The organism is Rahnella sp. RFA10(1/100), assembly GCF_004195115.1.
GTDB classification, from domain to species: Bacteria; Pseudomonadota; Gammaproteobacteria; order Enterobacterales; family Enterobacteriaceae; genus Rahnella; species Rahnella perminowiae.
In genome coordinates this window covers 279,744-298,357 of sequence record NZ_SEWR01000005.1, presented here as the reverse complement: position 1 = coordinate 298,357, position 18,614 = coordinate 279,744, and the positions used below count along the sequence as shown (strand labels likewise).

Sequence of the window (18,614 nt, the reverse complement as noted above, 5' to 3'; positions counted from 1 at the left end):
TCTTTTAGTAAACCGGCCAGGGTTTGAAACGGTCCCATAATGTTGGCCGGTTTTTTTACGCTTATTTTTTATGCGCCGAAGACTTGTGACCGCGATCGGTGGTGGTCATGGGCGGGATGTGATCAATATCGACACCGTTGCTCAACGCAATATTGTGTTCTTCACTGGCTTTGACGCGATCCCGCGTCGTCACTTTTCCGCTACGAAAATAATCATAAGGCAGCAATACCGTATCCAGCACTGCGCTGAACGGCAAATCAATTAACAGCAGCGGCGTCATCGCCCAGCTGGTTTCATCACTTTTTATCATATTTACATCAGCGCGTGCGCCTGAATAATATCCGGTATCGCCACCTGTATGACTCATTACGCTGGAGCAACCGCTCGTCGCTAAAAAAACACATCCTGTCATCAGCGGCGTTAATGCAAATTTCATCATGTTAGAACTCATCTTATGCTGTCAGGCTGAGCTTGTACGTCAAGGTGACTTATACCACTCAGCACAAAAAATTAACAAAGCAAGCTGTAGCTCTGTGGCTGCGATCCCATTAAGTGTAATTACTATTTGAAATATTGCAGGAATCTGCCTGCTCTCTCTGTCTTTTCGCTCCGGTCCGTTATGTATTTTGGCCTTCATCATATAAACCACAGCCAAATTTTTTGTTTTTTCTGGCTTGAAAATTTTCCTTTCGTCTCCATTTTTACTGTACGACGCAGGAGGAGAAACGCCGGAAGGGTTTTTCAGTCATCACTGTGTCGCGGGTCGGTCCGCCAGGAGGACGACTCAACAATACTCGCTGAATATCAGGAGAAGTTGTCATGCGTAATTTTGATTTATCCCCGTTATACCGTTCTGCCATTGGTTTTGACCGTTTGTTTAATCTTATCGAATCGGGTCAGAATCAGGGTGGCGGCTATCCCCCATATAATGTCGAGCTGGTTGACGAAAACCATTACCGGATTGCTATCGCAGTTGCAGGTTTTGCCGAATCAGAGCTGGACATTACTGCGCATGACAACATGCTGCTGGTCAAAGGTGCGCATGCACCCGCCGACACCGGGCGGACCTATTTATATCAGGGCATTGCCGAACGTAATTTCGAACGCAAATTTCAGCTGGCGGAGCATATTCAAATAAAAGCCGCCAATTTGTCGAACGGTTTGCTGTATATCGATCTGGAACGTGTCGTTCCTGAATCGTCCAAACCACGGCGTATCGAAATCCGCTGATTTAGCGGCAATAAATCACCAGCGGCCATCTTTACTGACCGCCAGAAAATGAAAAAGTTTAGGCTCGCCGTCAGGGGGCTGTACCGTCACATCCAAAACGGATGATGGCATTAATCATCTCGCTTCAAAGAAGGAGTTACATTATGCGTAATTATGATATTTCCCCATTGCTGCGTCAGTGGATTGGTTTCGATAAATTAGCCAGTTCAATGCAGGGGGCCGATCAGGTTTTCCCTCCTTACAATATTGAAAAGTCGGATGACAACCATTACCGCATTTCACTGGCGCTGGCGGGTTTCCAGCAAAGTGAACTGAATATTGAAGTCGAAGGGCCACGATTAACGGTCAGCGGCACACCGGCTCAGCCGGAAACGCAGGTGGAATATCTGCATCAGGGGTTAGTGATTAAGCCTTTCACCCTGAGTTTCACGCTGGCAGAGCATATGCACGTTTCGGCCGCTGAATTTACCCATGGCCTGCTGCATATCAATCTGGTGCGCGAAGTACCGGAAGCGCTGCAACCACAAAAAATCGCGATCGGCACTGAGAAACCAGCGCTGGAAAACCAGTCTGAATAAGACGGTTTCAGCCCAATAAAGAAAGGGAGGACATTAATATGTCCTCCCTTTTTCTTTGTGCCGACCCGTTCTCAATAAATCGCGCTCAGTTACTGATTTTCGGCGTGTGCTTTTTCCACTTCTTCGGCCAAAATTTGCACGCCGCGCTCGATCTGCTCGGCGTCAGGGACGTAGTTCATTCGCATACACTGATGGGTATGTGGCCACGGGTGTTCCAGCCCCGGGAAGAAGTAATCGCCCGGCACCATCAGTACGCCGCGTTGTTTCAGCCGCTGATACAACACTTCTGTGGTGATCGGCAAATCCTTAAACCACAGCCACAGGAAAATCGCGCCTTCCGGTTTGTGGATCAGACAACGTTCTTCCGGCAGGTAACGGCGCAGCGTGGCAATGGTTTCCTGTACGCGCTGATAGTAGAACGGTTTGATCACCTCTTCAGAGAGGCGCAATAAATCGCCGCGTACAATCATTTCGTGGGCGATGGCCGGGCCGACGCTGCCCGGAGACAGGCTGATTATGCCGTTCATATTACTAATCGCTTTGATGATTTTCTCATCGGCAATCACGATACCGCAACGGGAACCCGGCAGGCCGAGTTTTGACAGGCTCATGCACAGGATAATATTCGGGTTCCACAGTGGCGTGGCGTCGGTAAATACGATGCCGGGGAACGGCACACCATAGGCATTATCGATTAATAACGGAATATCTTTCTGCTGCGCCAGTGCATCGAGCCGGATCAGTTCTTCGTCAGTAATGACGTTACCGGTCGGGTTGGTCGGGCGGGAAACACAGATCAGGCCGATGTCATCAGTGATATTCAGGTGATCGAAATCGACGTGATATTTGAACTGGCCTTCCGGCAGCAATTCGATGTTAGGCTTGGCCGACACAAACAGATTTTCATCCAGACCGGCGTCGGCATAACCGAGATATTCCGGTGCCAGCGGGAACAACACTTTTGACATACTGCCGTCGGCGCGACGTCCGGCGAACAGGTTGAACAAATAAAAGAAAGCACTCTGGCTGCCGTTGGTCAGCGCAATATTTTGCGCATCAAGCTGCCAGCCCAGTTCTTTCTGTAACATTTCTGCCAGCGCATGTCGCAACACATCTTTGCCCTGCGGCCCGTCGTAATTGCACAGCGCTTCGGTCAGCTTGCCTGCGGCCAGCATATCTGTCAGCAGCGTCTGGAAATAATCCTGCATCTCAGGAATTTGCGCCGGATTTCCGCCGCCCAGCATCACCGCGCCAGGGGTGCGTAAACCGTCATTCATATCGCCCATCAGACGTGTGATACCTGAAAAACGAGTAAATTTGTCACCGAAAGCAGAAAACGTCATAGAAAGCTTTGTATGTTATCGAAATGTGATGACCACCATAACGTCTGCGGCCGGGTAGTGCAATCCGACCACCGGGGTTTAACGCAGCATTTCCTTTCAGAGTGTTACAGGAAAGAGTGGGATAAATTATGTCAGAAAATTATATATACCCCTGACCTTATTATGATTTGCTTACTGACAGAGTAATAAAACTCGCCTGTGTTTTCATTTTTACGAATGGCATAATTATTATTCGAAAATACATAAGCCAGGTTAATGCAATGAAAAAAAGTATAATTATTTTGAATTTAGTTATGGCGGGTGGCGGGGATTATGCCCTGGGAAAGAAAATAAAAGATATCGCGCGCAGCACTCAGGCAGAGGGGGTGTTATTTACGGTTAGTTCAAGATCAAAATCTTTTAAAATCGAGGGGGAGGAAAAATTCAATCAAGGCAAAAAAATGAATTACAGGGATTGTGTGATTGTTGTGACGCCCTATAGCATTAAGCCTCCCGTGCCTTTAGCTTCCGTGTTGGCGGATTTATTCTTTCAGTTGGACATAATAAATTGTGATACTGTTATTCTAATTGACGAAATGGATATTACTCGTGATTACGGTTCATCTGATCGTGACTATAAAGCCGCTCTCTCCAGCTTAGGCTTAAAAAACATCAGTGTTCATAGCCTTGGGTTCAGAAAAAAATCTCTGGGTTATTTGCCTATGCCGGAGCAAGAGGTTATCAGCATACAAAAATCCGCCAAGCAGGATATTATTAAATTGCTGGATAGTTATAATTTATGTTTACCGGAAGATTGCGCGCTCTATTTTGCATATTTAAGCTCAGATACCTTTTTCACTTGTGCCCAGACTTTTATTATCAATACACTGATCGAAGACAGAAATACCCCGGGTAATTCAGCGTATGTTTTTGTCTGCCGGGAAGAACATGTCATTAATCGCTTACTGATAAAACTCAAAGGCTCTTTTTTAAGACCTCCTCATAATGACTTGTTTTCGGAGTTTCATCTCTCTTCAATAACCGATGAAAGTAAAGTCATCAATCACGGTTACAACCGGGGGGCCGGTAATAAAAAAATTCATATTTGTATTACTAAAACGCTTCCTTCAACGATGTTCAAAAATCTTACCAGTTTCAGTAAAACCGGCATGATGTCCGGCGACCAAAGTCTTTCCGACTATCTGTCATTGAAAAAGAGCTTACCGTATTACGACAAGCAACCCTGGAAAGAGCCTCTTATCGAAGGTTTAAATAAACGCGCCAACGCGCTGGGGGGCGAAGAATTGCTCAACAAATTCGAGTCGATGGTCGCTGGCAGTAGCCCCTATGATGGCAATATTATCTACAAACTTTTGACACCCGACCATGTCCCCACCCCGGTGCTGAAAAATAGTCTTCTGGCATTTAACCAGGAAGTGTATGCGAGAAAAGCTGACAGGCAGATCAGAGAGATATTAATGAAATACCTCTGACCCTTCGCCAACTTAACAGACCGGCCATCAGGTCATGGCCCGGGCCGGTCCGCTTCATTGCCCTCACCTATTTCTGCAGAACTTCCGGGTTAACGCAGAATTGTTTGACGTCGCCTTTCAGCGCCGCAATCAGGTTATCTACGGCACAGGCAGCCATGTCATAACGGGTTTCATGAGTTGCAGATCCGATGTGGGGCAGGGCAACCACGTTCGGCAGGCTCAGAAGCGGTGAGTCTTTTGGCAGCGGTTCCGTTTCAAATACATCCAGACCTGCGCCATAAATGGTTTTGGCTTTCAGCGCATCAATCAGTGCCGGCTCATCAATCACAGGGCCACGGCCAGCGCTAATCAAAATGGCGCTGGATTTCATTTTTGCCAGTTGCTCTTTGCCAATCAGATGGAAAGTCTGCTCCGTCATTGGCAGCAGAACACAAACGAAATCTGATGCTTCCAGCAGTTCATCCAGCTCACATTTACGGGCGCCAAAACGCTCTTCGGCTTCTTTATGTTGACTGCGTGCGTTGTACAGAATGGGCATATCGAAGCCAAAGTGGGCACGTTGTGCCAGCGCCAGACCGATACGGCCCATACCGACGATACCCATGGTTTTATGATGCACGTCGGTGCCGAACCAGTCTTCGCCAATGTTTTCATTCCATTCACCGGCCTTTACGCGCTCGGCCACATTCACCACACGACGGGCGGTGGCAAGCACCAGCGCCATCACCGTATCGGCTACGGTATCGGTCAGCGCCGTCGGAGTATGCATCATCGGGATCTGGCGACGGGTCAGTTCTTTTACATCGAAATTATCATAACCCACTGAAATTGTTGAGACAGCCCGCAGGCGCGGCGCATGGTCAAACAATTCCTTATCCACTTTCCCGCCAGAACCCAGTAATCCTTCCGCGTTTTGCAGCGCATCAAAAACCTGAGCGCGATTTTTATCCGTGATGCCATCAAATTCAGTGATGGTGAAATGCTCTTCCAGACGCTGATGCAAATCTACGGGTAATTTTTTATATAGAACAATAGACGGCTTCATGACTTACTCCCTTGGGTTAAGGAAACTTCTTTCGGCTGAATGTTGGCCTGTCGTGGTCTCACCAGCAGGGTCAGGCCTGCGGAAACCAGTAACGACACGGCCATGAAAATGAAGGATGCTGCCGGGCTGCCCGTATTCCCGTTGAGATAACCGACAAACCAGGAACCAAAGAACGAGCCCAGCGCACCGAGACTGTTGATTAATGCCATTGCGCCACCGGAAACATTTTTCGGCAGCATTTCAGGAATGATGGCAAAGAAGGGGCCGTACGGGGCATACATTGCCGCAGCAGCGACCACCAGTAAACTGTACGAAAGCCAGAAATTATTTGTGCCCGCGGCCCATGAACCAAAGAACGCCAGCGCGCCCACCAGCAATAACGGCCAGACAAACAACTTACGGTTTTGCATTTTGTCCGATGCCCAGGACACCAGAATCATCGCGAGCGTGGCGGCCAGATAAGGGGCGGAGGATAACCAGCCCGCTTCGACCATGCCCATTGATTTGCCGTCGCGTAAAATCGACGGCAGCCAGAGCACAAAACCATACACGCCAATGCTCCAGAAGAAATATTGCAGACAAAGCAGCACCACATTGCGCGAGCGGAAGGCTTCGCGGTAACCGCCGACAGCCTGAATATTTTTCTGCTCTTTTTCCAGTTGCGCGGCCAGCGCCTGTTTCTCCCGATCGCTCAGCCAGCTGACTTCTTCGGGTTTATCTTTGACGGTAAACCACCAGATAACCGCCCAGATAATCGCCGGAATACCTTCGAAGATAAACATCTCTCGCCAGCCAAACGATTTGATCAGATAGCCGGAAAGTACTGACATCCACAATACTGTCACCGGATTACCGAGGATCAGAAAAGTGTTGGCACGGGAACGTTCGGATTTTGTGAACCAGTTGCTGATATACACCAACATAGCGGGCATGACGGCGGCTTCAACCACGCCGAGTGCGAATCGGATCACCGCCAGCATAGGAATGTTGGTCACCACGCCGGTTAAAGAGGCAAATCCCCCCCACAACAATAAACACCAGAAAATCAGTTTCTTAACACTGCGGCGCTCAGCATAAATCGTGCCGGGGATCTGGAAGAAGAAATAACCCAGAAAAAACAGTGCCCCGAGCAGGGACGACATTCCTTTGGTGATGCCCAAATCGTCGTTGATACCGGCCGCCGAAGCAAAACTGAAGTTCGAGCGGTCAACATACGCCAGACTGTAAGTGATGAACACGACAGGCATGATGTACCACCAGCGGCGGGTGGCGATCCTGGACTGATTCATAACGCGTTCTCCTGATAGTGCATCAGCACGTTCCCGTCTCCGCTTACTGACGTAACAGTTCTACGTAATAGCGCGTCACCGCGGTCAGATCATCCCCTTCAAGCGGGAATTCGATACCGCGCGGAACATCCTGAGGCAGAATTTTTAATAAAGGTTCCCAGCTGCCGTCGCTGTCATCGAGTGCAACGGCATGCCATTTCCCGCTACGTTTTTGGGCTGCTTTGACATGCACATAACCCACGTGACGCGCCAGACGTTCAGCAGCAACCGCCGGATCCTGTCCGACCCACAGCCAGTTGGCCATGTCGAACGTCATGCTTAACGGCAGATGCAGCGACTCAGCAGCAAACATAAAGGCGTTAATGCGCGACAGAATGCCACAATCCGGTGACTGGTCATTCTCAACCACCAGTTTCACCGGGCTTGATGCCAGCACGACTTTCAACGGCGTCAGATCCTGGCCCGGCTCAAATTCGCCGAGAGAAAACTTAACTGTGCGTGCATTGAGAATCCGCGCCTCTTCAAAATATTGTGGTGCATCAGGGTTAAGCTTGCCACCTGGTGAAAACAGCGGAAAAGGCACGGAGTACACAGCAAACAATCCATGATTTTGGATTTTTTCTGCCAGCGTTGGCAGCGAATCCAGCTCTCCGGCAGAGAATAATTCGCGGCGAATTTCCACGCCGTCGGCCTTTGCATCAGCAATCACTGAAAGCAGCGCTGTCTGGCCGCCACGGGCTTTTACCACACTGTTGCCGTAGGCGGCGGTGACAATGACGATTTCTCTTTTCATGAATATTTATCCTGTAAAGCACCCGGTAAAACCGGTGCAGACAATCATTTCCGAAACCTCATTTTAGTGGAACAAATGACAGGTCGAGCTGTTGTTAACGTTTTGTTTCGTTTTATACAACCTAATTGGAACCGGTTCCAATCGACAGAACAAAAGCGCAAAAATATGATCCCGCTCACGAAGAACGGACAGGTAGCGGGAGAAGAAAAGGGATCAGCGCGCGGCTGTTGAACCACGCACAACCAGCTCACCGGAAAATTCCAGCTCAGCCACAGGGTCAGAATTGCCCTGAATCCGGGTCACCAGCTGTCTGAGTGCCGCAACACCCATATCATAGGTGGGTTGCCTGAGCGTGGTGATGCCCACGCCCGCCAGATCAGCCCAGACCAGCTCATCGAAACCGGATAAACCGATGTCGGGTCCCCAGCGGATATTCAGCCGCTGCATAGCGCGCGCGACCTGTAGCGTCAGTGCACCATTCACGCACATCACGGCTTTGTGTTTATCCGCATGCCGTGCCACAAAATCTTCCAACAGATTATCGAGCCCTTGGGTATTGTTCAGCTCAATTTCGCCCTGTTCAGCAATGTTCTGCGGGTATTGCTGCATACATTTCAGGAAGGCGTGTAAGCGGTCAAAACGGGTATTAATGGTGGCAGGTTCACTGATAAAAAGCAGGGCTTCGAAACCCTGCTTCAGGAGATGACCGGTCATCATCTGTGTGGCTTCAATGTTGTTCAACCCGATGACATCGCAGGCGAAATTCGCGACTTTGCGGTCAATCAGGACCATCGGTAAATTAGCCTGTTGCAGCGTGGAAATTGCCGCCTCGCGCATCCCGACGGCATTCACCACGATACCATCGACGCGATAGCTGCTGAGCAATTGCAGGTAATGCTTTTCCTGATCCAGCTCATTATTGGTGTTACACACCAGCAGAGTCAGGCCCTCCTGACGACAGGCGGCTTCGACGCCACGCATCACTTCAACCGAATACGGGTTAGTAATATCTGCAAGGATAAGCCCCACCAGGCGCGTTTGCCCGCTTTTCAGGCTGCGGGCCATCTGGCTGGGCTGATAATCCAGCAGGGAGATTGCCCGTCCGATACGCTCTTTCAGCGCATCAGACAGCAGGTGTTTTTCGCCGTTGAGATAACGCGACACGCTGGTTTTGCCGGTTTTGGCAGCACTGGCGACATCACGTATCGTGGCGCGGACCGTCACGCCCGGTTCCTGTTTTTTACTCACAGCCTTTCTCCCCTCATGCTTATCCCACGGAGACTAGCACAGAGTGCCGAAAGGCTGCACCCGCCAGTCAGCGCAAACTTTCTGCCGTGTGTATTGGCGGCGTGGCTTCTGCCTTTGGCCGGCTGCTCAGGGTAAATGCCGAAATGATCGTGACCCCGAAGGCGATACCGCCGAGGATCAGATAAGTATCGCTGAATCCTATCCGGTCATACAAATTCCCCGCGAAGGCCGAAAGGAAAATCGCCGCCAGCTGTTTGGCAAAGTTAAAGCCGATCAGATAAAGGGTCGCGGAGAACCGGACATCAAAAATCTGTGTGATGTATTTGAATACGCCAACCAGCAGGAATGGCACTTCCAGCGCGTGCAGCATCTTCAGTAAAATCACTTCGATTGCCGTGGTGGCAAACGACGAACCGACAATGCGGATAGACATAATCGTACCCGCCAGCAGTAAGGTGTTTTTTGCGCCGATACGGTTAATGATCCACGGTGAACAGAACATAATCAGTGCGTTACACAGCTCGCCTGCCGTGGTGACATAGCCGAACATTTCGGTGCCCTGCTGCGGGGAAGCGAAGAAGGTTTTGAAGAAGGTGGCGAATTGTTGATCGAATACGTCATAGACACAGGCCACGCCAACCACATATAAAATCAGCATCCACAGCTTGCGTTCTTTCAGCAATAAAGCTGCCGTTTTCAGCGAGAATTGCGACTGATTGGCGCCAAGTTTATTCAAAACCAGCGCGTTTTTGTTTTCCTGCGGACGGGCAATCAACAGCAGAATCATCAGGATCACCGCTGCGCCGGAACCCATCCAGAACACAATATCCGGGTTGATGTTAAACAGCACGCCTGCCGTTGAAGCACAAATCCCCCAGCCGAAACAGCCGAACATCCGCGCCTTGCCGTATTCAAACGAACTGTTGCGGCTGACCCTTTCGATATAGGCCTCGGTTGCACCTGAACCGCCCGCAAACACGAAACCGATATAGGCGCCGCCGAGTATCGCGCCGAGCACGATATTCAGTTTTAACAAGGGCGCGAAAACGTAAATAAAGAACGGCGCGAACAGAAACAGCAGTACGGCGATGATCCACAGAAGGTGTTTCTTCAGGCCGAGCTTGTCAGAAATGATGCCGAAAACCGGCTGAAACAGAATGGCAAACAAAGACATGCTGGAAAACACAATGCCGGTTTCCGTTTTACTCAGGCCGATAATGTCAGAAAGCCAGATGGGTAAAAACGGATAACAGGTCGCCATGATGAAAAAATAGAGGAAGAAATAGCTGCCAAATATCCAGAAATTAGTATTGTTTTTATAGAAGCAACGATCGGAGGTTTGTGTAGGGGTCATAGTGATTTCCTTGCCGAAACCATGAAAACCGGCACTGTCGTACCGGCGTATTTTTGTTGTTATCGGACTTCTTCGAAGCCCAGAAGCAGGGCACTTTCAGGATCCAGCACCGGCAGCGTCAGCCCGGCATTTGCCAGCCATTCGCCGCTCAATACCGGAGATTCATGCAGCCACGCCGGTTGCGCACGCATGGTGTGACCGCTGCCGCCGCCTGCCAGCAATGGCGGTTCGTCCAGCACCGTCACGCGATAACGTGCGGCGGGTTTCAGCCCCGGCACGCGCAAGGCACCAGGCAATGACCAGGTGGGCATCGCCAGCTGGCTGATCAGGAATACGGCGTGATCGGCGTTTTGACTGACCACTCCGTTAATCAGCACCGTCTTGTCATGGGTATCCACCCGATATACGTTTCCGCTGTGCAATAACGGCCGAAGCTGCTGATGAAGCCGGGTGTATTTCGCGAAACCTGCGCGTTCGGCCTCACCTTCTTTCACCGGATCCAGCTCAATACCCATGTGTCCGAACAGCGCCGTCAGTCCGCGAAATTCAATGCTGTGCTGGCGCGAGGTGGCGTGGCACAGTTTGTTGCCGATATGTGCTCCCATGACTTCCGGTGGGAAAAAATAGCTCATACCGCGCTGGATTTTCTGCCGTTCCAGCGCGTCATTATTGTCGGAAGTCCAGAAACGGTGGCTGCGTTTAAGCACTTCATAATCAATGCGGCCACCGCCGGATGCGCAGGATTCAAACTCAATGTGCGGGAAGCGTTCGCCCAGTACATCCAGCAGATGGTAAAATTGCTGCGTCTGTGTTGTCAGCGCCGCGCGGCCTTCATGCCCCGGCTGCACAATTTCGCGGTTCATGTCCCATTTCACATAATCCACATCGTGCTCACCGAGCAGCCAGCTCATGCGTTCCAACAGATAGTCAAAGACCTGCCGGTTGTTCAGATCAAGCACATACTGATGTCGTCCGCTGGGTTGCTGATAGCCGGGTAATGCCAGTAGCCAGTCAGGATGCGCACGGTATAAATCGGAATTCGGGTTAATCATTTCCGGCTCGACCCAGATACCAAATTCCATGCCGAGTTTTTTGACATGGTCGATCACCGGTTTCAGGCCGTGCGGGTACTTTTTCTCGTCGAGATACCAGTCACCCAGGGCCGCACGGTCATGGTCACGTCCCCGGAACCAGCCGTCGTCGATAATGAAGCGTTCAACGCCTAATGCCGCTGATTCGGTGGCCATCTGCATGATGTAGTCAGGATCATGTTTGAAATAAATCCCTTCCCAGGTATTAAGGTGTACAGGCCGCGGTTTTTGATCCGGGAAGCGCAGAATCTGTTCGCGCACAAAGCGGTGGAATTGCTGGCTCATGCCATTCAGGCCAGTCCTGGAAAAGCCGGCATACAGCCATGGGGTTTCCAGCGTTTCGCCTTGTTCCAGTTTTTGCTCACCCGGAAAATACAGTGCTTCGGCTTGCACCAGACGGCGACCGTCGACTTTAATGTCAGCGCGCAGCCTGTGGTTGCCACTCCAGCCCAGATGCATTCCCCAGACCTCACCCTGTTCTTCGCTGAAACCCGGATGACCGATCATCATCGCCGGGAAATATTCGGAGGAGGTTTTCCCCCGGCGGTTTTCCTGAATGATGCCGCCGTGATCGAGCAGGGTACGGTGCGGCTGAAATTCCCTGATCCAGCGGCCATGAAAAGCCATCACTTCGGCGGCACGTTCCGGCAGCGGCAGCGTGACGGCCAGTCGCGTCACCTGATAGGCGCCGGGTTTAAGATTGGTCAGGGCATTGCGCGTCTGCAAAATGCCGCTGTCATCCAGACGCAATTCGCTGCGAAATTGCAGGCCGGCGATGGGATCTTCAGTGAGGAGAATCAGCTGATTGCCGTCGTGCTCCACCTGCGTGGTATTAAACACCGGTGACCAGTCCAGCCCGTCGCGATGGCCTTCCATGCCCGGCGCACCAAAGGAACCACGTCCGGTATCTGCGCTGACATTCACCGGCGCTTCCACATCAATCCGGCCATTGGGCACCGCGCGGCTCAGGGAAATGATGTCATCGGCTGAAAACTGGCTGAGGCGGTTACCCCAGTAAAGGATTTCGGCGAACGGGGTGCAGCGGACGATCAGGCTGGTGTGCGCGGCGGTTAAATGGACGAACTGGTTTTCCATAGTTTCACGACTCCGTCAGAAAAATTGTGTCTGCAAAAAAGCGGGTTAGTCGGATTACTATGGATCCGAAACGTTTCGGATGGGAAATGTGTAGCGTCAGATTTGTGATATAGGGTGGAAAAATAATCGAAAGGGGAAGTATCAGCGTGGTGGATGTGCGGTAACGCCCGCCTGTAATTCCGGCTGCCACAGAACCTGTAAATCCTTCAGCGGTTCATTGCGGATAAGCGACATTGTCATATTAGCGATTTGCAGCCCCACCGCTTCGCGGGTGCCCTGACGGACGGCGGTCACTGCCACATCCGGCACGCTGTCGTACGGCAATCCGTCAAAGATAATCAGCGACACACCGCCGCTGAGCAATAAACCGGCTTCATGCAACGCCAGTGCTGCGCCTTCACCGTGCATATTGCAGTCGCAGACAATTGCCGTAGGCGGCACCGGTAATGCCAGCATTGCCTGCGTGGCCTGATAACCGGCCCGACGGCTTGGATTGATTTTATGCATATAGCCGGTGTTCACCGGCAGCGCGTTTATCCGCAACCCGTCAAGATATCCCTGATAGCGCTGGCCGATAAAAGATTGCTGATTATTTTCGCCGAGAAACGCGATGCGCCGATGGCCGAGCGCGGCGAGGTGATCCACCGCCATCTGCATACCGGCGCGGTTATCGAAATCGAACCAGGCATAATCCTGTGTCAGACACCCGCTGCGGCCGAGGGCCAGAAACGGGAAATTACGTTGCTGCAAATCCAGCAGCCGGGGATCGTTGTCAAGTGTATGCGCCACCAGCATCGCATCGACGCGTTTGCTTTCAATCAGACGCTGCCACGAAAACGTGCCCAGTTCGTCCGGCACCAGTAACAGATCGATTTCATGTTTGGCCAGCTCACGCGTGATACAACCGACCATTTCGATAAACGCAGAATTACTTAAAGGATGGGAACTGAAGGGGAAAATGAGGCCAACGGCGTCGATCTTACCCATTTTTAAGCGGCGGGCGAGGGTGTTAGGACGATATCCGCGCGCATTTGCCGCCGCCTGAACCCGGGCTTTGGTCTCTGCTGAAACGTCGTCGTAACCGTTCAGCGCACGGCTGACTGTGGTTACGGAAATACCGAGATCTTTCGCTATTGCTTTCAGAGACATACTGACACCCGTAACGCAGTTTGGAAGGCACGTTGCGGGAGAATATCATAAGCCAAACAAAACGGGGCCATTTGGCCCCGTGATGACTGAGAGTCTGCAAACTTTATTGCAACGGGCTCAGCGTGATTTCTACACGACGGTTTTGCGCTTTGCCGGCTTCGGTGCTGTTGCTGGCGATCGGATTATCCGGGCCTGCGCCGGTGGTGTGTACGCGGCTGCCTTCAACGCCCTGGGTGATCAGTGCGCTGCCCACGCCGTCAGCACGTTGCTGCGACAGTTTCATGTTGAGTGCGCGGGTACCGGTGCTGTCGGTGTAACCGATCACGTTAACCGCGGTTTTCGGATACTCTTTCAGTACCATCGCCACGCCGGTCAGCGTATTTGCGCCTGCCGGTTTCAGCGTACTGCTGTTGGTGTCGAAGGTGACATTATTCGGCATATTCAGCACGATATTGTCGCCCTGACGCGTCACGCTGACGCCGGTGCCTTTCATTTTGTCTCGCAGTTTAGCTTCCTGCACATCCATGTAATAACCTGCACCGCCACCCAGTGCGGCACCCGCTGCGGCACCGATCAGGGCGCCTTTGCCGCGATCATGTTTAGAGGAAGACAGCATCCCGACCCCGGCGCCAAGCGCGGCACCAATACCTGCGCCAATGCCGGATTTCCCTGCTTCTGATTCGCCGGTGTAAGGGTTAGTGGTACAGGCTGACAGGCCCAGGGTGACACAAAGTACGCCCGCAACCACAAGTAATCTTTTGCTCATCTTATTTCCTTCAGGATGTTTATTATTTAGAACTTTACCGCTGCATTATGACTACCTGCTTTCCAACAAGTTGCACAAAAAAAGGTGTCAAAACATAAACAAATGCAACGGGAGGACATCAGTCCTGCGGCGTTCCGGCGCTCTTTATGCGCAATTTTGGCAGGTTAAGCAGTAGGAGAATTCCGGATATCCGTTTTTGTATTTTTTCGTATTTTAGGAACTTATTCTGAAAGGGGACAATACCAGCGCAGAATATACGTTGGCAGATCAGTCCCGGGATGGCGGGTGTTGGCAGTTATCTCAAAATTTTCCTTACGGTAGAACGAGACTGCGCGATGATTCTGCTGGTAAACCTCCAGTAACAGCACCGGATATGCCTCTTTTGCCGCCGCCATCAGACGCCGGGCGGTGCCATCTCCGTAGTGTGAGGCTTCGACAAACAGTGCGCCGATAAACTGCTGATTCAGCACACTGATGAAGCCGCAAACCTGATCATTTTCGTCGCAATCAACCCAGGTTCTGGCTTTGGGCAGAAAATCTTCCCTGACCATTTGCAGGCTTTCAATCCAGTAGGACTCGGCGATAAATGCGTGGGAAAGCAATGAACTGCGCAGCCAGAGCATCAGAATGGCTTCGGTATCGGCGGGCCGCGCAGCGCGGATCATGACGGCTGATTCGCAGGGTGGCAGAAGCAATAGGACTGATGATCGTTCACCAGCCCTGCCGCCTGCATAAAGGCATAACAAATTGTCGGGCCGGTAAACTTAAAGCCTTTCTTTTTCAGTGCCCTGGACATGGCGTCTGACACAGCGGTGGTGGCCGGAATACCTTCCGGGCCCAGCGGATTATTGATGACCGGTTGGCCGCCAACAAAATTCCAGATGAATTCAGAGAAGTCTTCACCATTGGCCTGCATCGCCAGATACGCCTGTGCGTTGACGATAATGGCTTTGATTTTGCCGCGATGGCGGATGATGCCGGCGTCGAGCACCAACTGCTCGACGTCATCATCGGTCATTTTTGCAATGCGTACCGGGTCAAAGTGATGGAAATTCTGGCGATAGTTGTCGCGCTTTCTCAGCACGGTGATCCACGACAGGCCGGCCTGCTGACCTTCCAGACACAACATTTCAAACAATTCACGGCCATCTTTCACCGGCACGCCCCATTCTTTGTCGTGATACTCGAGGTAAATCGGTTCTTTCGAAACCCAGCTGCATCGGGTGGTTGCCATTCTGTCGTCCTTATAAGGGGCCTAAATGCGTGGCGTCAGTGTGTGGCTTCTCGGATAACTCTGCAACGTCGCAATTTCTCAACTCCCGCCTTGACGCTGGTCGGATCTGAACAATATTTAAAGCCAATCATTACGCAATCCTTACGTTTAATCCTTGCGTTGAACGCCATTATTTTAGGGAAATTACCGTTATGGCAGACAGAAATACATCCATTTTACGACTCTCCCGGGGGGCACTCGCGGTGGCGCTGTGTCTCGGTTTACAGATGCCCGCCCAGGCGTTTGATCAGCTTTATGTTTTTGGTGACAGCCTGAGCGACACGGGTAACATCGGCCGCTGGACCTTCGACAGCAGTTCCCATCAGCTCTATGACGAGATCCTGGCGAACAATATCGGCACCACGTTAACCCCGTCTTCAAAAGGGGGTCTGAACTATGCCGAAGGCGGTGGCGTGGCGGTGCCGGGGCTGGATTCCGATTACACCACCCAGGATCAGGTGAAAAGCTATCTGGCTTCGACCGGCGGTAAAGCCGATCCTAACGGCCTGTATGTTCACTGGATTGGCGGCAATGATCTGGCAGCGGCAGCGCTCAGCCTGAACCCGGTCACCGCGGCAGAGATTGCGACGAACAGCGCGACGCAGGCTGCCTCACAGGTGAATGATTTACTCAAAGCCGGTGCCGGCACAGTGGTGGTACCGACGGTGCCAAACATTGGCCTGACACCTGTGCTGATGGAAGGTATTGTTCAGGTCGGACTGCTGCCGGTGCAGCAACAGGCGCTGGAAGCCGCATACCAGTATCTGAATGCGCAAAACACGCCAAACGCTGACGCCCGCACCGGGGCTATTCATAGTGCGCTGGCGGCCGCTGCGGCAGAAGGTTCGAATATTCCGCTGGTGCAGGACATTCTCGCCAAAGGACTGGCAGCGGCTTACGACGCGCTGAAAGACGTGGCGGGCGGGCTGACCGATACCTATAACACCACCGAAGATATCGCACTGGCCAGAACCGGCGGCAACATTGTGCGTGTGGATATCAACGGACTGTTCAACGAAGTGGTGGCTGATCCGGCGTTGTACGGTTTCGCCAATACCGCCGGAACGGCCTGCCCGGTCGGCACATCAGCCTCGGAATGCACTTCGAATTTGCCGGGTTTCGACAGCAGCAAAGCCTTCCTGTTTTCTGACCATTTCCACCCGACCCCGCAGGCTCACGCGCTGATGGCTCAGTATATGCAGTCGGTTATCGATGGTCCGCTCGAAGCCTCCGCACTGAGTCAGGGATCGCTGTCGCTGGCACGAAATACTCAGGGATTGCTCGACAGCCGTTATCAGCAACTGCGCACCCAGGATAACGACGCCGGGACATTCGGCATGTTCGGCGGTTATGCCGGACAAAGTGCGGACAGTAAATTCAGCCCGTCGATGGGGTTGGGTGATGGCGATCTGACGTCTCACTCGCTGAATATCGGCATGGATTATCAGATGACTGATCGCTGGATGATGGGGCTGATGATTTCCGGTTCCGATGATAAGGATGATCCGACCGATCATTACAGCTACCGCACGCGCGGCTGGATGGCGACCGCATTCACCGGTATCAAAATCGCCGAAAATGGCTGGATCAACGGGGACGTGCATTACGGCTCGCTTAATTATGACGACATCAAACGCCGCATTACACTCGGGCCCGCCACCCGTACCGAGCGTGGCGAAACGGATGGCAAACAGATCGGCGGGCGCGTTACGGCGGGCTGGGATTTCCCGGTTCTGCCGGTGCTGAAAACCGGGCCGGTGGCGCAATATAGCTGGGATTACAGCAGCGTCGACGGCTACAGCGAGAAGGGTAACAACAGCACATCAATGCGTTTTGGTGATCAGACTTCCCATTCACAAGTTGGTGCGCTCGGCTGGCGTGTCAATGCCGAACTCGGCATCGTCAATCCGTATGCGCAGGTCACGTATGACCGCCAGTTTGGGGATAAAACTTACACCACCACCGGCGCGATTAAATCCACCCGCACCCGGTTCAGCCGTACCACCGGCGAGCAGGACGACGACTGGGTGGATATGACGGCAGGCTTAAACGTGCAAATCACCCACAGCATTTCAGCCTTTGCCGCTATCTCACAAACTACCGGACTGGATTCCGGCGAACAAACCTCCTACAACGCCGGGCTGAGCGCACGGTTTTAAAACGTATCTTTAAGAGTGCTTTAAAAGGTGTCTTTAAAAGCTATACTGATGGCATAACATGAAAGGAGAAAAACGATGCCATTTGAAATACTCACTTCCTCAGCTGCAAGTATCACTGAGCTAAAACGTGACCCGATGGGAACGTTTAGCGCAGGTGAGGGCGAAGCGGTGGCCATCCTTAACCGTAACGAGCCCGCTTTTTATTGTGTTCCACCCGATGTTTACGCCTATTTTCTGAGTCTTGCAGAAGACGTCGAATTGAACCGCATAATGGATGCGCGGCAGGGTGAAGAAAGGATAAGGCTGACACTGGATGACCTATAAACTCAACTTTTTCAAATCAGCTTTAAAAGAATGGAAAGCACTTGCCCCAACGATCAAGGAACAATTTAAAAAGAAACTGGCTGAGCGGCTGGAGAATCCCCACGTGGCTTCTGCCCGCTTATGCGGCCCTAAAAACAACCGCTATAAAATCAAATTAAAGAGTCTTGGTTACCGGCTGGTTTATCAGGTAGAGGAGCAGGAAATCGTGGTGACCGTTGTCGCCGTGGGTAAACGCGAAGGCAACGAAGCGTACAAACTGGCTGAGAAGCGGTAAATACTTGCGTCTCCAAAGCCAATCCGGCAGAACGGATGTGTCATTCTGGCTGATTATCTTCCGTTCAGCGGGTATACTGTCGCACTCTCTAATACACGTCATATTTCAAGTTGCAGATGCGTTGACTGCGC

General features: G+C 51.9%; 18 protein-coding genes. 6 read left to right on the top strand and 12 right to left on the bottom strand.

Annotated features, from left to right (window positions below):
* Positions 1 to 61 precede the first annotated feature (61 nt).
* A complete protein-coding gene (locus ETV65_RS16990) occupies positions 62 to 439 on the bottom strand; it encodes a YceK/YidQ family lipoprotein (RefSeq protein WP_129954078.1) in 378 nt (125 codons plus the stop codon).
* Between the two features lie 380 nt (positions 440 to 819).
* Here ETV65_RS16990 and ibpA point away from each other — a divergent pair, with 380 nt between their 5' ends.
* Together ibpA and ibpB are read left to right on the top strand one after the other, a co-directional pair.
* Positions 820 to 1,230 carry a small heat shock chaperone IbpA gene (gene ibpA / locus ETV65_RS16985; RefSeq protein WP_014333282.1) on the top strand — a complete coding sequence of 137 codons (411 nt, stop codon included), beginning with the start codon at positions 820 to 822 and terminating at the stop codon, positions 1,228 to 1,230.
* 143 nt (positions 1,231 to 1,373) lie between these two features.
* Positions 1,374 to 1,808, top strand: a complete 435-nt coding sequence (gene ibpB, locus ETV65_RS16980; RefSeq protein WP_129954076.1) for a small heat shock chaperone IbpB — start codon at positions 1,374 to 1,376, stop codon at positions 1,806 to 1,808.
* Between the two features lie 89 nt (positions 1,809 to 1,897).
* On the opposite strand, the gene ETV65_RS16975 is transcribed toward ibpB, so the two are convergent.
* Positions 1,898 to 3,151, bottom strand: coding sequence for a valine--pyruvate transaminase (locus ETV65_RS16975; RefSeq protein WP_129954074.1), 1,254 nt, complete (start codon positions 3,149 to 3,151; stop codon positions 1,898 to 1,900).
* 260 nt (positions 3,152 to 3,411) lie between these two features.
* Between ETV65_RS16975 and ETV65_RS16970 the strand changes: the two genes are divergently transcribed.
* Entirely contained in the window at positions 3,412 to 4,623 is a 1,212-nt protein-coding gene (locus ETV65_RS16970) for a hypothetical protein (protein ID WP_129954072.1), read from the top strand.
* Positions 4,624 to 4,690: 67 nt separating this feature from the next.
* On the opposite strand, the gene ghrB is transcribed toward ETV65_RS16970, so the two are convergent.
* The 10 genes from ghrB to ETV65_RS16920 form a co-directional block, all read right to left on the bottom strand.
* Positions 4,691 to 5,668: a glyoxylate/hydroxypyruvate reductase GhrB gene (ghrB, locus tag ETV65_RS16965; RefSeq protein WP_129954070.1), complete on the bottom strand. Its 978-nt coding sequence runs from the start codon at positions 5,666 to 5,668 to the stop codon at positions 4,691 to 4,693.
* Complete coding sequence (locus ETV65_RS16960; RefSeq protein ID WP_129954068.1) at positions 5,665 to 6,957, bottom strand: MFS transporter; 1,293 nt, start codon at positions 6,955 to 6,957, stop codon at positions 5,665 to 5,667. The genes ghrB and ETV65_RS16960 overlap by 4 nt, the downstream gene beginning before the upstream one ends.
* A gap of 43 nt (positions 6,958 to 7,000) precedes the next feature.
* Entirely contained in the window at positions 7,001 to 7,750 is a 750-nt protein-coding gene (locus tag ETV65_RS16955; RefSeq protein ID WP_129954066.1) for a sugar phosphate isomerase/epimerase, read from the bottom strand.
* Positions 7,751 to 7,963: 213 nt separating this feature from the next.
* On the bottom strand, positions 7,964 to 8,998 hold the full coding sequence (locus ETV65_RS16950) for a LacI family DNA-binding transcriptional regulator (protein ID WP_129954064.1): 1,035 nt from the start codon (positions 8,996 to 8,998) through the stop codon (positions 7,964 to 7,966).
* Between the two features lie 67 nt (positions 8,999 to 9,065).
* On the bottom strand, positions 9,066 to 10,352 hold the full coding sequence (locus tag ETV65_RS16945) for an MFS transporter (protein WP_129954062.1): 1,287 nt from the start codon (positions 10,350 to 10,352) through the stop codon (positions 9,066 to 9,068).
* Between the two features lie 59 nt (positions 10,353 to 10,411).
* Positions 10,412 to 12,538, bottom strand: a complete 2,127-nt coding sequence (locus ETV65_RS16940) for an alpha-galactosidase (protein WP_129954060.1) — start codon at positions 12,536 to 12,538, stop codon at positions 10,412 to 10,414.
* A gap of 141 nt (positions 12,539 to 12,679) precedes the next feature.
* Positions 12,680 to 13,687: a substrate-binding domain-containing protein gene (locus ETV65_RS16935; protein WP_129954058.1), complete on the bottom strand. Its 1,008-nt coding sequence runs from the start codon at positions 13,685 to 13,687 to the stop codon at positions 12,680 to 12,682.
* Between the two features lie 103 nt (positions 13,688 to 13,790).
* Positions 13,791 to 14,453, bottom strand: a complete 663-nt coding sequence (locus tag ETV65_RS16930; RefSeq protein WP_129954056.1) for an OmpA family lipoprotein — start codon at positions 14,451 to 14,453, stop codon at positions 13,791 to 13,793.
* Between the two features lie 221 nt (positions 14,454 to 14,674).
* Entirely contained in the window at positions 14,675 to 15,118 is a 444-nt protein-coding gene (locus tag ETV65_RS16925) for an N-acetyltransferase (RefSeq protein WP_129954054.1), read from the bottom strand.
* Positions 15,115 to 15,687, bottom strand: coding sequence for a DNA-3-methyladenine glycosylase I (locus ETV65_RS16920; protein ID WP_129954052.1), 573 nt, complete (start codon positions 15,685 to 15,687; stop codon positions 15,115 to 15,117). The genes ETV65_RS16925 and ETV65_RS16920 overlap by 4 nt, the downstream gene beginning before the upstream one ends.
* Before the next feature lie 191 nt (positions 15,688 to 15,878).
* Between ETV65_RS16920 and ETV65_RS16915 the strand changes: the two genes are divergently transcribed.
* The 3 genes from ETV65_RS16915 to ETV65_RS16905 all read left to right on the top strand — a co-directional run bounded on the left by ETV65_RS16915 (position 15,879) and on the right by ETV65_RS16905 (position 18,483).
* Positions 15,879 to 17,885 (top strand): autotransporter domain-containing protein, encoded by a 2,007-nt coding sequence (locus tag ETV65_RS16915; protein WP_129954051.1) that lies wholly within the window; start codon positions 15,879 to 15,881, stop codon positions 17,883 to 17,885.
* A 75-nt stretch (positions 17,886 to 17,960) separates the two neighbouring features.
* Positions 17,961 to 18,209, top strand: coding sequence for a plasmid stabilization protein (locus ETV65_RS16910; RefSeq protein ID WP_013573376.1), 249 nt, complete (start codon positions 17,961 to 17,963; stop codon positions 18,207 to 18,209).
* Complete coding sequence (locus ETV65_RS16905; protein WP_129954049.1) at positions 18,199 to 18,483, top strand: type II toxin-antitoxin system RelE/ParE family toxin; 285 nt, start codon at positions 18,199 to 18,201, stop codon at positions 18,481 to 18,483. Before ETV65_RS16910 ends, ETV65_RS16905 begins: the two co-directional genes overlap by 11 nt.
* Positions 18,484 to 18,614 lie beyond the last annotated feature (131 nt).

Excerpts from the sequence above, each read along its gene's own strand:
- ETV65_RS16935 (WP_129954058.1), bottom strand. The coding sequence starts at position 13,687 with ATGTCTCTGAAAGCAATAGCGAAAGATCTCGGTATTTCCGTAACCACA.
- ETV65_RS16925 (WP_129954054.1), bottom strand. The coding sequence starts at position 15,118 with ATGATCCGCGCTGCGCGGCCCGCCGATACCGAAGCCATTCTGATGCTC.
- ETV65_RS16905 (WP_129954049.1), top strand. The coding sequence starts at position 18,199 with ATGACCTATAAACTCAACTTTTTCAAATCAGCTTTAAAAGAATGGAAA.
- ETV65_RS16990 (WP_129954078.1), bottom strand. The coding sequence starts at position 439 with ATGATGAAATTTGCATTAACGCCGCTGATGACAGGATGTGTTTTTTTA.
- ETV65_RS16940 (WP_129954060.1), bottom strand. The coding sequence starts at position 12,538 with ATGGAAAACCAGTTCGTCCATTTAACCGCCGCGCACACCAGCCTGATC.
- ghrB (WP_129954070.1), bottom strand. The coding sequence starts at position 5,668 with ATGAAGCCGTCTATTGTTCTATATAAAAAATTACCCGTAGATTTGCAT.
- ETV65_RS16920 (WP_129954052.1), bottom strand. The coding sequence starts at position 15,687 with ATGGCAACCACCCGATGCAGCTGGGTTTCGAAAGAACCGATTTACCTC.
- ETV65_RS16945 (WP_129954062.1), bottom strand. The coding sequence starts at position 10,352 with ATGACCCCTACACAAACCTCCGATCGTTGCTTCTATAAAAACAATACT.
- ibpA (WP_014333282.1), top strand. The coding sequence starts at position 820 with ATGCGTAATTTTGATTTATCCCCGTTATACCGTTCTGCCATTGGTTTT.
- ETV65_RS16960 (WP_129954068.1), bottom strand. The coding sequence starts at position 6,957 with ATGAATCAGTCCAGGATCGCCACCCGCCGCTGGTGGTACATCATGCCT.
- ETV65_RS16915 (WP_129954051.1), top strand. The coding sequence starts at position 15,879 with ATGGCAGACAGAAATACATCCATTTTACGACTCTCCCGGGGGGCACTC.
- ETV65_RS16910 (WP_013573376.1), top strand. The coding sequence starts at position 17,961 with ATGCCATTTGAAATACTCACTTCCTCAGCTGCAAGTATCACTGAGCTA.
- ETV65_RS16930 (WP_129954056.1), bottom strand. The coding sequence starts at position 14,453 with ATGAGCAAAAGATTACTTGTGGTTGCGGGCGTACTTTGTGTCACCCTG.
- ETV65_RS16975 (WP_129954074.1), bottom strand. The coding sequence starts at position 3,151 with ATGACGTTTTCTGCTTTCGGTGACAAATTTACTCGTTTTTCAGGTATC.
- ETV65_RS16970 (WP_129954072.1), top strand. The coding sequence starts at position 3,412 with ATGAAAAAAAGTATAATTATTTTGAATTTAGTTATGGCGGGTGGCGGG.
- ibpB (WP_129954076.1), top strand. The coding sequence starts at position 1,374 with ATGCGTAATTATGATATTTCCCCATTGCTGCGTCAGTGGATTGGTTTC.
- ETV65_RS16955 (WP_129954066.1), bottom strand. The coding sequence starts at position 7,750 with ATGAAAAGAGAAATCGTCATTGTCACCGCCGCCTACGGCAACAGTGTG.